Raw genomic sequence first — 14,950 nt, forward strand, 5'->3', positions numbered from 1 at the left:
ATGGATTTTAATCAGATAAAACAGCAGATCGTTTGCTGTGACGTTCTGAGTCTACAGAACTCAGGATGCAGATTGAAATAAAATAATAGAAATCAAATCAGGTGAGGTGAAAATCATGAAAGAAGGAATCCATCCAAATTACTACCAGGCCAAAGTTGTTTGCAACTGCGGTAATGAATTTGTAACCGGTTCTACAAAGGAAGATATCCACGTAGAAGTTTGTTCTAAGTGCCATTCATTCTATACCGGCCAGCAGAAAGCTGCTGCAGCACGTGGACGTATTGATAAATTCAATCGTAAATATGGCGTTAAGGCCGCTGAATAAGTTAGAGCAAAGAAAAGGTTGAGTTTGGTGGAAACACTTTAGCTCAACCTTTTTTGGGATTTATAGAGAGGTGGAACATATGAAATATTCAGGCATCGGCGGACAGGCCGTGATTGAAGGCGTTATGATGAAAAACGGGGATGAGTATGCCACCGCAGTCCGTAAGCCGGACGGAGAGATTGAAGTTAAAAAGGATACGTATATCAGCATGGGTGAGAAGGTAAAGTTTTTTTCCCTGCCGTTTGTGCGCGGAATATTCAGCTTTGTCGATTCCATGGTGCTGGGGATGAGGTCCCTCACGTTTTCTGCCAGTTTTTTTGAGGACGATGAGGATGCTGGAGAACCCGGAAAGTTTGAACAGTTTTTAGACCGCGTATTCGGTGAGAAGCTGGAGAAGGCCTTGATGGCAGTGGTAATGGTGTTTTCTGTGATCATGGCGATTGCTATTTTCATGGTTCTGCCATTGTTTCTGGCGAACATATTCCATCGTTTTATCGCATCGCAGACCGTGATGGCGGTGATCGAGGGAATCATCAGAATCGTAATTTTTATCGCTTATATCAAGATTATTTCCAATATGGAGGATATACGCAGGACATTTATGTACCACGGAGCGGAACATAAGTGTATTAACTGTCTGGAGCACGGTCTGGATCTGACTGTGGAGAATGTCAGAAAAAGCTCTAAGGAGCATAAGCGCTGCGGAACCAGTTTTCTGCTCATCGTTATGGTGATCAGTATCCTGTTTTTCATGGTGGTACGGGTAGATACGATCTGGTTGCGTGTAGTCAGCAGAATCGTTCTGATTCCGGTTATCGCGGGGGTATCCTATGAATTTCTGCGTCTGGCCGGCAGAAGCAATTCGAAGATCATGGACATTCTAAGCCGTCCTGGCATGTGGATGCAGGGACTTACCACGACAGAGCCGGATGACAGCATGATTGAGGTCGGCATCGCGTCCGTAGAGGCGGTTTTTGACTGGCGGGAGTTTTTAAATAAGAATTTTCCGGAGAAGCAGGGATGAAACTGACATTACAGGCATTATGGAACGAAGGAACGGAGAGACTGAAACTGTCCGGAATCGGAGAGGCGGAGCTTGATGCAAAGTATCTGCTTTTCGAGGCATTCCATACAGATATGGTGCATTTCCTCATGCACAGAAACGATGAGGTGAAGGATGAGGATTCGGTTAAAAGAGCCGTAGCGGATTACCGTGCGATGATAGAGAAACGGTCAGAGCGGATTCCGCTTCAGCATATTACGGGAAGCCGTGAATTTATGGGCCTGGAATTTTCAGTCAATGAACATGTGCTGATTCCGCGCCAGGATACGGAGACTCTGGTGGAGCAGGTCTTAAAGGATTATAAGGGAAAGAACCCTGGCGTCCTGGATCTTTGCACCGGAAGCGGATGTATCGGGGTAAGCCTGTCCATCCTCGGTGGATTTTCTGATGTGACACTGGCTGATATCTCTTTGGAGGCGCTTCAGGTGGCAGAAAAGAACGCCCGGGAATTGATGCAGGCGAAATGGAATCCCGTCAGAGTTACAGCGGAGTGCCGAGAGGAAAAGTCCTGGAGGCTGGAAGTTTCCGCCGGATTGGCGGAGGGAGCAGATGAGAAGGGCAGCGTACAGAAGCTTACGCTTGCAGAGAGCGATTTGTTCTCAGCTTTTTCCGGCAGGAGGTTTGATGTGATTGTGTCAAATCCACCTTATATTCCTTCGCGCGTGATCGAGGAGCTGGAACCGGAGGTCAGGGATCATGAGCCGCGGCTGGCTCTTGACGGAATGGCAGATGGACTGTATTTCTACAGGCGGCTTGCTGCGGAATGCGGCAGCTACTTAAATCCGGGAGGAACCGTTTATTTTGAAATCGGATACGACCAGGGGCAGGCGGTGAGCGGACTTCTTCGGGAGGCCGGTTTCCAGGGCGTTTGTGTGTATCAGGATGCGCCAGGGCTTGACCGCGTGGTCAGGGGTACCATGGTTTTATAAAGTTTCAATGAAAAGTTTCAATGCAAAGTTACCTGTAATGTAAGATTTTGGAGGTTAATTTCCCATGTTTGATAAATTAGACGATATATTGATTCACTATGAAGAGCTGATGCTGGAATTAGGCAATCCTTCCGTGACGGAGGATCAGAACCGTTTCCGCAGGCTGATGAAGGAGCAGGCAGATTTAGCGCCGCTGGTAGAGACTTATACGGAATATAAGAAGGCGAAGATGGCTGTGGAAGACAGCCTTACCATTCTGGACGAAGAAAATGACGAAGAGATGCGTGAGATGGCAAAGGAAGAATTATCCGATGCAAAGAAGCAGATCGAAGTGCTGGAGCAGGAACTTAAGATTCTTCTTCTTCCCAAGGATCCCAATGATGACAAGAACATCATTCTGGAAATCCGTGCCGGCGCGGGCGGAGATGAGGCCGCTCTGTTTGCGGCTGAGCTGTACCGTATGTATGTGAACTATTCTGAGAGCCAGCACTGGAAAGTGGAGCTGATCAGTGTCAATGAAAACGGAATCGGCGGTTTCAAGGAAGTCGTGGCCATGGTCACAGGAAAAGGAGCCTATTCCAAGCTGAAATACGAGAGCGGTGTTCACCGTGTTCAGCGTGTTCCGGAGACGGAGAGCGGCGGACGGATCCACACTTCCACAGCGACTGTGGCGGTTATGCCAGAGGCGGAGGATGTGGATGTGGTAATCGAGGATAAGGACTGCAGGATCGATGTCATGCGTGCTTCCGGTAACGGAGGCCAGTGTGTCAATACGACGGACTCCGCGGTTCGTCTGACCCATATTCCGACAGGTATTGTTATCTACAGCCAGACCGAGAAATCCCAGCTTCAGAACAAGGAAAAGGCGTTCCGCCTGCTCCGTTCCAAGCTGTATGACATGGAGCTGGAGAAAAGACAGAATTCTGAGGCGGAAGAACGCCGGAGCCAGATTGGTACGGGAGACCGTTCCGAGAAGATCCGTACGTACAATTTCCCCCAGGGACGTGTGACCGATCATCGAATTAAGCTTACACTTTATAAGATTGATTCAATTATGAACGGAGATATCACGGAGCTGCTGGACAGTCTGATTGCGGCTGATCAGGCGGCGAAGCTGGCGAAGGTGAATGAGACCATGTAAACGGATGGTTTGATATTTTGTTTTTTATGGTTTCAGGTTGAGATAGGAAATAAATAGAGAATGGCGCCCTGTTTTAAAAAAAACAGGGCGTTTGTTGTGGAATAAATACATGGATCTGTTATAGAAAAGGATTCTCCGATGCGGTAAAAGGTCAGACAATAACCGATTATTTTTCTTTTCCATAGAAACATTTGTGTTCCTAATCATATAATGATAGAAAAGACATATCCATCCTTAAGAGGTTTATATGGCCAATGACTCCTTAGGTTCCATAATTACACAAGGAAATTTTCTTAGAATCGACAATGCGTTTGTCGATGAGGTTTCTTCTTCCGGCAGAAATACCGGATTTATTATAATTTCCTACTCGGTTCCGTGGCAAAGCGGAGTAACCACTGTTCAGCAGCTGCGGTTGAATGTCAATAATAACACCGCAATCATGAATTCTTTCAGAATGCCAATCCGTCTCAGTGATATCCGCCAGGGAATGCGGGTGGATGTAACATTTTCACCGAGTATGACTCGAAGCATACCGCCTCAGTCTACTGCATTTACGATAGTCACGAGACAGCCTTCCAGACCATCAGCCAATACTACAACGCAGAGAGTGATCTGGATTGACTGCAATAACAGTCAGCTTCTTGCCGGCATGCCAAACAATATCAGCAGAATAACGAGATATATTGTCACAAGCTCGACGGTTATCCTGAACAGAAGTGGATTTCCGATCAGATTGTGTGATCTGCGCCCAGGCCAGCTGGTACAGATAACCCATGCGAATTTCCAGACGGCGAGTATACCGCCTCAGACGACGGCATTCCGTATTCAGGTGAGATAGAACGGCGATGAAGCAGGGGATTTATAAGAAGGATGCATAAGAAAAATATATTATAGGAATTCATAAAAAAAATTCATGAAAAGAATTTGTGAAAAGAGTTCGTGAAAAGAATTCGTGAAAAGTTCATAGAAGTGATTCGTATAAGAGATTCATAAAAGGCTTGTAATCGTGGTCCTGCGCCGCTTTTACAAGCCTTTTTATGCTGTATGGTAAATTGGAATATTCAAAATAGCACATGGGCTGGATTCCCGCAGCCGGAAGGTGGAAAATAAGACAATTTTCCAATAAAGTTCCGTATTATAGTTCTCTACGGTCTGCAACATGTGGTATAATGCCATAAGAAGCAAAGCAAAATGAAAACATACAGGGCGGAAAGCGAAAGTGCATGGAATCGGTTTATGATTAAAAATAGCGGTTGTAGTTTGATCCGAAATGTGCTGTCCGCCTTCCTGTGATTGGTATAGGATCGGAATTATTTACAAAAATGATTTCATATAAAAGACGGTTCAGGCAGTGAGCAACATGACAGTCTGCCCATGAACGAAGCGAAAGGAATGTAAAGCCAAAATGAAACTAACAGCCTTAAAGTGTCCGTCCTGCGGCGGCCCCATCGAGTTGGATGAAAAGGACGAGAATGTGGGATACTGTCAGTATTGCCACACAAAATATTATCTGGAATCGGAACAGCCGAAGGTGTTTATCGAGTATAAGCAGGAGACCTCCCACAACAGCATGGCGAAGAAGGAGGAGTCGGGGAGCAAAGCGGCAATTGCTGCCGGAGCCGTTATCGGCGTGATTGGCATCATGGCACTGATTCTGATCCCTCTTTCCGGAACATCAAAAAATGCGAATAAGTATCCCAGCAGGGAAGTGACGGTGGCCGCGTCTGTTTCGGAAGAGCAGTCATCGGATAAAAGCAAGGCGTCTGCCACGTATTCCGCGTCCTTTGAGGTACTGATTAAGGAGGCCCTGGGAACGAGCGTTTCCTCGGTCACGGAAGAGGAACTGGGGCGTTTTAAATATTTGTCCATGAGGAAAGGCGAAGCCGGGTGGATGATTACATACAGCTTTGAAAATCCGATCGTGGCCGCCGAACAGGGGCAGGATGCGGATATCAATGTGGTGGTCTGTCAGGAGGCCCTGGAGCTTCAGGATATTGCCGCGCTGCCGCAGCTGGAGTATCTGAATCTGGATCACACGGAATTGCCGGAGGGCAGTCTGGAGACATTGAGCTCCTTAAAAATGATTACCTGCGACTACATACAGCTGGATATGCTGCGTCTTGCGCTGGGAGATGCGGCCAAAGGTCTGGAACGTTTGAACGCTTCCCATTTAAAGAGTCTGGAAGAACTGTCCTATTTTCCGGGACTGAAGTCACTGGAGATGGAAGACTGCCGGGAAATTTCGGACATATCCGCATTAGCTCAGGTGAAGGACCTGGAAAATTTAAAGTTATACGACATGGATGAGGTGAATGATTTTACGGTCCTGAATGTGCTTAAGAAGCTGGGGAGCCTGTCGATTGACGCGGAAAACCTGAAAGATATCAGCTTTATTAATCATATGCCGGAACTTGCGAGCCTTGGAATCACGGATTCTAAGATTCTTCTGCTCGATCCGCTCGTGGGGAAAGAGAGTCTGAAGGAGCTTGTGCTGGTAGACAACGGTGAAGTTCGTGATTATAATCCCGTGGGAACGCTTACAGGTTTGGAAACTTTGGTAATAAATAAATACACGAATCAGGATGATCCGGATCTTACGGCACTTACCGGTTTAAAGCATGGGGAATTTCATGGAATGATGGGGATTCGTTTTCTTGGCAGTCTGACGGGCCTGGAAGAACTGAAGGTTCAGGGCTGCAACGTGGATCAGCCGTCGGTGATAGCTTCCCTGCCTGCTTTAAAGAAGCTGACTTACCGGAAAAACTGGGGAAACAGCGATGATTTAAGCTTTCTTGCCGGCTGCCAGGGACTTACCTACCTGGACATGAATCATTCGGAATTCTATGGGGATGTGTCCTACGCGTTTAATCTTCCGGCCCTGGAAACCCTGATTTTAGACAAAAGCAGTTTTGAGGTGAAGTTTGACCGTCTTCAGGATAATCCTGCGTTAAAGGCCCTCTCCTTAAACCATGTGAAATTGTACAAAAATATTGAAATGTGGTCTGACGGCATGGTCCGTTCTATTAATTACGATGATGTGCTTCTCGATGAATATACCTCATTTTTAGGCCATTATCCCTCGCTGGAATATTTGAGCCTTCGGGGAAACCAGCTCACGGATCTTCAGTTTGCAGCCGGTCTTAAAAATCTGAGGGAACTGGATGTCACCGATAATTACGTGACTGATACACATGTACTGGATCAGTTGGAGTATTTGGGGAAGGACAGCACGGTAAAACGGCCGATGGCCGATGTGGACTGGATTGATACGGTGGAGGATTCTCATTGATTGTTTGGGCGTGAAGATGTTGAGGTATGAAGGGGATTGGTGGGAATATTGCAGGTATGAGAAGGTTACTGAAATGCGATTAGCAGTAACTGGAGTATTGGCTGTGAGAATAAAATGCCGTCTTGGCGGATTGAGCAGATCGGAAACTGGAATGGTGAACTGCTTGATTCGGCCGAAGGCGGCTTTTTTCTGTTGGTAAAAATATTTTTATGAAATTGGTAAAACCCCTTGATTATTTGGTAATTATCAGTTATACTGTTTTTACAATTAAAAATTGTAAAACATACATAAAATCTTGCGGCATAAGCCGTATCGTTTTTCTTATTTTTTCAATATATTTTACTTATCTTGCAATAACCTTTTATTCCCGAATTAGTTTCGTATAGGTGTTTCATGCTGCGCTGTTTGAGCACGGATGAGTGCCTGTTTAGTTATTCAGTTTTTTCTTTTCTATTTTCTGTACCCGGAATAAAATTCTGCCGGGTTTATCTCCGATTTAAGTGAAGGTTGTTTGCGCTTTTTTTGATTAAGTTAGCTTTATAAACGATATTCAGGGAAGCAGATGCAAGCGATTAACAGGTGTCTGTATAAGTACTTGTTTTATGGACGAATCACACAGCTAAATTCTATTTTGTCCCCAATAAAAGGGAAGATGAAAAAATATAGGTACTGAGTGGGTATAGGTTCCCCCTTTGAATAACCTAAATACACTACGCAAGGAGTGAAAAATAAAAAATGAATAGAAAATGGTCAGGTGGCATGCTGGCTGCGCTGATAGTTTTGATGTCTATTCCTTCAGAAATGGCTTATGCACGGCCGAAACCAGAGATAACGGTGATCTCTGAGATCATGTTTGGATCATCAGAAGAATACACGCCGGAACTCATTTATGAAGAGGGGGAAAAGTTGTATCGGCTAAAGACCTGGGAATTGGAGCCAGTCAAAGTGAGTCCCAGGGAGAAGCATGTGGAACAGGAAGTTTTGTACGAAGGCATAGAAAATATGGAGTCAGTTCCTGAGACGAGAAGTATCACATCGAAAGAAGATTTCTCAGGACTGCAGGTAAGTGCAAAGTATCCGGTAATCAAAAGGAGGAAGGTGAACGAAGAATGGCGCGAAGACTTTACGTTTCCGGTTGTGTTTCATTCATATGGAGCAGAGACATATCAGCTGGGAGAAGAGAATGTGCCAATTGATGGAGAACCGCTGCGGCTGGAGCTGTATGAGGACGCCCTTCTGTCAGAAATTGGAGTGACGAAAGAACATTACAGGGTTACCAGTACTGTATGGAATGGAGCGCCATACTTAGATGAAGATGATATTTTATGCAGGGATGCGACTGCTTTTGGAAAACGGAAAGTAATAGATTACCTGATTACTTATGGAGGAACGGTCACATATCCCGAGATTGAGGGCTATCGATGCAGATCAGTATACAGCTTGAAGGAGTATGAGCAAACGCCGGCAGAAGAGAAGAAAATTGTCTCTAACAGAGTGGTGGAAGCAGTGGAGTATGACCCGGACTCAGCCTGGATCATCAGGAGAGAGGCCATTGTACTTACTGTGTCATTAATACTGGCCCTGTTATTCATGCTGTTGGCGGCGTGGCTGATTAAGCGGGCTGTGGAAAAGAGAGAGGAGAAGAGGGACGGATGTGGACTATAAGAAAAAGGTGGCAGGCGATAGCCGGAGATACTTTTAAGAGGCCGAGAGGCAGACTGGAAGGATACAGAAGAAAGAAACAATGGTTTATGCTGTGGCTGGGATTTGTTCTGACCATTATATATGCGGCTCCTTCCTGCGCAGAGAATGTGGAGGAAAATAGTAAAAACGCCGGCCGGTGGGTCTGTCAAACAGTTCATGGGCCTGTGTTAAATACTGGGGATGAAGCGGAACAGGACGGGGCTTGGTACCGGTTGAATGCGTCTGGTATGGCGGATACTGGCTGGATCTATGTGGACGGATACTGGTATTTTCTTAACACAGGAGAAGGCGCTGGAAAGGGACGAATGATGACAGGCTGGCAGTGGATTGACGGAAAATGCTATTACCTTGCAGAGATCAGCTCCGATTTGTATCCAATGGGAGCCTTGTATTTGGAGGGTAAAACTCCAGACGGATACTTCGTAGGAACAAGTGGAGCCTGGCTGAATGAACACGGGGAGGAGTGGTATGCAGCGGGCAAAGGTCTGATGTCATCGGATACAATGGATGGGGATAAAAAGGCAGGAGCGGGGGCCGGAGGAAAAGGGAAGCGTGGAAGCGGGGGTAAGGGAGGAAGCAGTAAGGGAGGAAGCGGTAAGGGAGGAAGCGTTAAGGGGGAAAGCGTTAAGGGGGAAAGCGGCGCCTCAACAGGCGGGGATAAAGAAGATAACGATGGAGACGAACGGCCGGAAACGGAAGATGGAAATAGTAACAAGTCCGAAGATCAGGGGGGCGAGGATAACTCGAATAAGAATGATGATAAGTCTGGAGAAGACGAGCCAGGTGCAGAAAATAAATTTGAGGACATTGCAACCCCGTCTGAAGCAAAAATGGTTTCCTGGGAAGTGCGTTTTATTGAGGAGACAGATCCAAACAGAAAAATAATGCGTACGCAGGCCGGCAAGAGTGAAGAAGGAATGGAGCTGACTGTAGATTTTCCGGAACTTATGAAAGGAAGTGATGGCTGGCTATATCAGGCCCTGGAAGAAAGCCCCAAACGGATAACGGTGTCAGGTACAGGTCTTCAAAAATATACAGTATTGTTCCGCAGAACCGATCAAATGGCTGAAGAACCCGAGCAGGAGGAGGGGGAGCAGCGACTGGAGAAATGGATTCAAACTGCCAAAGAGGCCGATCTCAATATCACAGGAAGCAGAACGGAAGATTGGCCGGTAATTACAGAGAATCAGGAAGAAAGCCGGGAACGGCTCAGGAATCTGATTTCCATGGTCCATGACCGGGAACGCCATGAGATTTATCTGGTTGCACGAAACCATAGTCCTTCCACGGTGGTAATTGGTCAGGAATTTGCTGACATAACAAATGTCTCAGGGCTCCTTATGGATGAATTTAAGAGCGCTGAAAACCGCTACTGTATTGTACGGATCGGTTTTCAAAGAGTCTGGAGACAGGAATCCTGTATTCATGAGATGAGGATGCAGGAGCATGTTTTGGCAGACTGTGTATCCGGTGGGCATGAGAGATTACTGTGCAGGCTGTGCGGCTATGAGGAGACAGTGCTCTTTCCGGCGTCGGGGCATATCGATAAAGATGAAGATGGATTCTGTGATGTCTGTTATCAGGAAATCAATGATGAGACTGCTCCCAAAGAGGCAGTTTACCGGGAAGGCGATATACAGATAAGACGTATTGGTGGTAAGCAATATCGATTTCGATGTATTGATGAAGATTACAGCGATATGATGGATAACCGTGGAAATGCAGCTCTTTTTCTATGTGAAACGGTAATACGGTCCGACATTGAAAGTGACGGGACGTCCATACAGAAATGGGAATTTGGCCTGGATAACAACTATAAAACCTCCAATATCCGTAAATGGCTTCAAAAAAATATGGAAAGTCCAGCAAAAGACATATCTTTCATTTACACCGGTGTGAATACAGCTTATCAGGGAAAGACCGGTTCGGGAGAATACGAGCAGTTTGCATTTGACGATTTGGAAAAACTTGAAAAACCATTTCAGATAATGGAAGACCAGATGTTTATCTTATCGATGGAAGAAGCGGTGAAATACAGAGATGTTCTATGGAAATTTAATGGAAGCAGCCAGAATAATCCACAGTCTCAATACTCTGCGTATTCCAAAGGATATTACTTGAGAACTCCGCAATATGGAGGGGAAGACGTTTTTCAGTATGGAAAAGGTATCTACGTAGTGGATCTGGGAAATGGCAGCCTGCATCCGGTTGATGTCTCTGACACGAGTATAGGAATTCGGCCAGCCTTTGTCATCGCACAGCATGAGGAGTAAGCTTCACGAGGAGGAGAATATTCATTTGTCCGTTTCAGCAGATTATATGGGGCAGATCAGTGAATGAAGAAAATACACAGAATAGGGAGGAAAAAGACAATGAGAAAGAGTAACCACAACATAGGGCAGGGAGACTGTAAGCGGTGGAAAAAGCTGTTGGCCTATAGCCTGTGCGGCATAATAGCATTCTCTGCGTTTCATTCGCATCCGATATTGGCAAAAGATCTGGAAGGCAGCAGAAATGCCTCCACGAGTTCGAATGCTCTGGAACCGACCTGGGCTGAATTGGAAAATGGCGAGAAACAGACTGCTGCTGAATCCAACGCATCACGAGGGGACGAAAAGACAAAGGCCTCACTGTCTAATGCCTTGAGAGCAGCAAATTCACTGGGAAATATCTGGGATTCATGGAGTGGTAAGACAAGTTTCGAATTCCTGAATGGAACGCAGGGGGATGGTTCTGAGAAAAAGCCATTTTTGATTAAGAATCGGGAACAACTCATGGGACTTTCAGAATTGACTGCGATGGGAATGGCGGTTCCTGATGCAGAGGGAGCGGACTACGTGGGCGATTATGCAGGCAGTTACTTTGCCCTTGGCGGTAATATCGACATGCAGGGCGTGGACTGGATTCCCATTGGCTTTTACAGAGATTCTTCAGAAATGTCGGGAGAGGTGGAATACGCTTTCCATGGGGATTTCGATGGAAAGGGATATACGATCAGAAATCTGAAGTTAAATAAGTACGGGAATTATGATCATATTGGTTTGTTCGGAGCAATACGTGATTCCAAAGTTCACGATGTAAAAATCATTCCAGATAAAGAAGTAAAAGGAAATGACAGAATCGGAACGGTAGTGGGCTATGCTGTTGACTCAGAAATTCGAAATGTGACCGTTAAAAACGCAGCACTGAACACTTCAGGGATCGCAGGCGGGATTGCAGGTGAGATAAGCGGAACCGTTATTGAGAATACCATATGTGATAACGTTATAATAGATGCGCAGGCCGGGAATGAAGTGATCTACATTGGTGGAGTCGCAGGCATCGCTTCGGATTCCGTTATCGCAGACTGTGATGTTGCCACTGGTACGGGGAACACGGCACGAATCCAGGGAACTGGTTATACCGGGGGAATAGTCGGATTTCAGAATTCCACAGATATTTATAACGTCCATGTAAATGGAACCATTGGGGGCTGCCATTCCACTGCAATTGGCGGAATAACCGGAAACTATGTATCCGGAAAATTAAAGGTGGCACGATTTGAAGGCAGTATCGGGAATTCACAGCTGGGGTCAATGGCAAGAGAAGGTACTTTTATCGGAACGAGACAGGGGGCGGCCACAAACTTTAATTACATTGACGATGTGGCGTACCTGTTTGCCGATTCCGAGAGCAAGATCAGTGCCAATGTATGTGGATCCGAAATAGCAGATGATAATGATTATACTTATGCGGCTCATATCGGATACTGGCATAGCAGTGATCTGCATTATACGCTGGTGCAGGGCGGAACCAGTAAAAATATGACTGACCAATATTTCTATGAAGAGTTGGAAGACGGTATCTTAACGGTTATGGACGAAAACGAAGACAGCCGTTATACGATTGATCATTTCGCGCCTAATTCTGTAGGCCGTCCGGTTCGGGGATACTTAATTATCGTAAATCAGATCGACACGGCAGCGAATGGCCGGAATTTTTATGATGTTGCACTGCTGGAAGCAAAGGGAGCATCACAGTATTCCAAGGTGCTTGATAAGAATAACCGGGGAGCTGTAGCGGCTGGCTCCATTGTCTATGTAAATACATCTCCCAATGATACGGAAACAGAAAAATTTCAAATGTCCGGAACTCCATATTATATAAACGCAGACGGAATAAGTAAGAATACAGTGTATTCTGCAGACAGCCACTGTTATACCTTCAAGATGCCGGAAGAAGATATCGTGATTGATGGAACTTATAAGAAAGTAGCGGTAGCTGTTCATGTAGATCCGGATATCTATAATTTTACTGTGACACAGACCAGAACTGGCAATCGTAAGAATCCGGTAAAGACCACAGAAATCAGAAATAAGGCAGGAAAGTTGATAGCCCGGTATATCAACGGTAATCTGGAGCCGGGAACAGAGGTGCAGCCGGTTACCATACAGGCAGTTATTGATACAAATAATGATGTGAGCGATAACCGGGTTAGATGGAGCATTGATGATGCGGATTTAATCGGACTGGCAAAAAATGAGGATGAAAACTCAGATGGATATACAGCAAAATCAGCCAGTATAACGTTGAATTCAAATGCAAAATTTTTCAGGGAAATTATCAGCGAGTTGGAGCTAAAACAACAGGAGGAAAATTACCGATATAAAATACCAAATACAATCTTTGGCGCCGGCCATCAAAACGGTGGTGTTGCAATTCTGACTGCAGAAACAAGGCCGTCGGCATCCTTTGAAGGGAAACCATGTACCGCTAACTGCCGGATCAATGTAACATTCCAGATTCTTGATCATACACTGGTTGCCACAGAAGAGGCGGTACTGGATAAACAGACCCTGGAGTATACGGTCACCAGGCTGCTTACAGGGAATCGGCTGGAACCAGAAGAGAGTATTCTGGTTACACCACCGCAATCGCTAACAGCAGAATTTAAACCGGATTATTTTTCAAGGGACGAGGTATCATGGATGACCAGTGACCCGGCCGTAATCAGGGTAGACGAAGAAGAAACATCCTATAAAGAAGCTTCCATATCCGCCTATAAAGACGCAAAATGGATCCGGGATATTATTGCGTCAGATGATGGGAAGAGGGAGAATGACAGATATGCGCTGCTTTCTGGAAATGGTGAGCGGAGTGTGTGGGTTACTGTTGAAGGAAAGGATAAGCTTGGCAACCGTGCAGCAGCAGAGTGTATGATTACCGTTCGTTTTGTGACAGAAGACAGGACCAGGGTCAATCCTGAAGCAATTAAATTAAGTCAGCAAGCCATGGAATACCATTTAATCTATGACAAAGCCGGAAACATTCATTCAGAAACTACTGGAAAGAGTGGGTTTGATAAACGCACTTTGAATGCCATGGTCTATCCTGATATTGAGGATGGTGAGAGTCACAGGCCATACGACCGCGGCGTAACCTGGAGTTCTTCAGATCCGGCGGCGCTGACGGTGGACACAGATGGAAACCTCACAGTAAATGACGGAGCACCATGGATTCTGGAAGCACAGTCGAGGCCTCCGTATCAGGCGGAGAAAACGGTGGATATCACAGGAATGACCCGTGATGGTATGCAGGCAGACAGGTGCAGGGTAACACTTAAGTTCCAGGCAAACTGCATCGAGGTGGAACCGGAAAAAGAAGCATTTCCGATAACCCTTACTTTGACCGGGCGGCGCTCGGCGCCGATATTAACCTATAGCGGGCAGGAGCCTAAACCGTTGAAGGCAACTATTTATTCCAATAATACGGATTTAAATCGCAGCGTTTGGTCCACTGAGGATCCGGCATTGGTGACTGTATTACAGGATGGAACCGTGGCTCCGGTATTATTGGATGATAATAATGAATTGAAGGCGCCCTGGATCAGGGAACTGTTAAAATCTGGTGCCTCCAGTGGTACAAAACGTGTCCGGGTAAATGCGGCATCACTCAATGGAAAAATGAAGGATTCTGTATTGATTGAATTAAATTTCAAGGTGATCGACCATACCTACTCGTCCGGAGGTTCCGGAGGCAGCAGTGCCGGGAGCACGGGAACAACTACCGGTGTAACTCCTTCCGGTAAGACTACTGGACAGACCACAGCAAATGGTGCAGTAACCGGAACCTGGACGCAGACAGCAAATGGTAAATGGATATTTGCGTCAGACAGGACCTATGCAAATGAATGGGCCTACATCAGCAATCCCTATGCAACCGGGAATCAGCAAGGGGCGTCCTGGTTTCGCTTTGATGAGGAAGGATTTATGATCACAGGCTGGTTTACAGATCAGTATGGCAGCAGTTATTACCTGAATCCGGTAACGGACGGGACACAGGGGCAAATGCTTACTGGCTGGCAGCAGATTGATGGAACCTGGTATTATTTTAATCCATCTTCGACTGGGGAAGTGGGTAAGCTTTTAACCAATACCATAATTGACGGAATCTACAGCGTTAATGAGAAGGGACAGTGGATTTCATGAGTCAACAGCAAAATCTGCGATGAGGTACTTTA

At 46.0% G+C, this 14,950-nt stretch carries 9 protein-coding genes; all 9 read left to right on the top strand.

Annotated features, from left to right (window positions below):
- Nucleotides 1–115: 115 nt before the first annotated feature.
- Nucleotides 116–325, top strand: coding sequence for a 50S ribosomal protein L31 (gene rpmE, locus H8S80_RS13590; RefSeq protein ID WP_002601704.1), 210 nt, complete (start codon nucleotides 116–118; stop codon nucleotides 323–325).
- Nucleotides 326–404: 79 nt separating this feature from the next.
- Nucleotides 405–1,349, top strand: coding sequence for a DUF1385 domain-containing protein (locus tag H8S80_RS13595; protein WP_002601703.1), 945 nt, complete (start codon nucleotides 405–407; stop codon nucleotides 1,347–1,349).
- On the top strand, nucleotides 1,346–2,317 hold the full coding sequence (locus H8S80_RS13600) for a N5-glutamine methyltransferase family protein (RefSeq protein WP_117631276.1): 972 nt from the start codon (nucleotides 1,346–1,348) through the stop codon (nucleotides 2,315–2,317). Before H8S80_RS13595 ends, H8S80_RS13600 begins: the two co-directional genes overlap by 4 nt.
- 64 nt (nucleotides 2,318–2,381) lie before the next feature.
- Nucleotides 2,382–3,458 (top strand): peptide chain release factor 1, encoded by a 1,077-nt coding sequence (prfA, locus tag H8S80_RS13605; RefSeq protein ID WP_117631278.1) that lies wholly within the window; start codon nucleotides 2,382–2,384, stop codon nucleotides 3,456–3,458.
- Nucleotides 3,459–3,705: 247 nt separating this feature from the next.
- On the top strand, nucleotides 3,706–4,296 hold the full coding sequence (locus H8S80_RS13610; protein WP_002601700.1) for a hypothetical protein: 591 nt from the start codon (nucleotides 3,706–3,708) through the stop codon (nucleotides 4,294–4,296).
- A gap of 567 nt (nucleotides 4,297–4,863) precedes the next feature.
- Nucleotides 4,864–6,747 carry a leucine-rich repeat domain-containing protein gene (locus H8S80_RS13615; protein ID WP_117631280.1) on the top strand — a complete coding sequence of 628 codons (1,884 nt, stop codon included), beginning with the start codon at nucleotides 4,864–4,866 and terminating at the stop codon, nucleotides 6,745–6,747.
- A gap of 735 nt (nucleotides 6,748–7,482) precedes the next feature.
- A complete protein-coding gene (locus H8S80_RS13620; RefSeq protein ID WP_117631282.1) occupies nucleotides 7,483–8,412 on the top strand; it encodes a hypothetical protein in 930 nt (309 codons plus the stop codon).
- A complete protein-coding gene (locus H8S80_RS13625; protein ID WP_117631284.1) occupies nucleotides 8,400–10,724 on the top strand; it encodes a DUF6273 domain-containing protein in 2,325 nt (774 codons plus the stop codon). Before H8S80_RS13620 ends, H8S80_RS13625 begins: the two co-directional genes overlap by 13 nt.
- Before the next feature lie 99 nt (nucleotides 10,725–10,823).
- Nucleotides 10,824–14,918, top strand: coding sequence for an N-acetylmuramoyl-L-alanine amidase family protein (locus H8S80_RS13630; RefSeq protein ID WP_117631286.1), 4,095 nt, complete (start codon nucleotides 10,824–10,826; stop codon nucleotides 14,916–14,918).
- The last annotated feature ends 32 nt before the right edge of the window (nucleotides 14,919–14,950 follow it).

The sequence above is a fragment of the Hungatella sp. L36 genome, assembly GCF_014288035.1.

Coding starts and splice junctions, on each gene's coding strand:
- rpmE (WP_002601704.1), top strand. CDS start 116: ATGAAAGAAGGAATCCATCCAAATTACTACCAGGCCAAAGTTGTTTGC.
- H8S80_RS13595 (WP_002601703.1), top strand. CDS start 405: ATGAAATATTCAGGCATCGGCGGACAGGCCGTGATTGAAGGCGTTATG.
- H8S80_RS13600 (WP_117631276.1), top strand. CDS start 1,346: ATGAAACTGACATTACAGGCATTATGGAACGAAGGAACGGAGAGACTG.
- prfA (WP_117631278.1), top strand. CDS start 2,382: ATGTTTGATAAATTAGACGATATATTGATTCACTATGAAGAGCTGATG.
- H8S80_RS13610 (WP_002601700.1), top strand. CDS start 3,706: ATGGCCAATGACTCCTTAGGTTCCATAATTACACAAGGAAATTTTCTT.
- H8S80_RS13615 (WP_117631280.1), top strand. CDS start 4,864: ATGAAACTAACAGCCTTAAAGTGTCCGTCCTGCGGCGGCCCCATCGAG.
- H8S80_RS13620 (WP_117631282.1), top strand. CDS start 7,483: ATGAATAGAAAATGGTCAGGTGGCATGCTGGCTGCGCTGATAGTTTTG.
- H8S80_RS13625 (WP_117631284.1), top strand. CDS start 8,400: ATGTGGACTATAAGAAAAAGGTGGCAGGCGATAGCCGGAGATACTTTT.
- H8S80_RS13630 (WP_117631286.1), top strand. CDS start 10,824: ATGAGAAAGAGTAACCACAACATAGGGCAGGGAGACTGTAAGCGGTGG.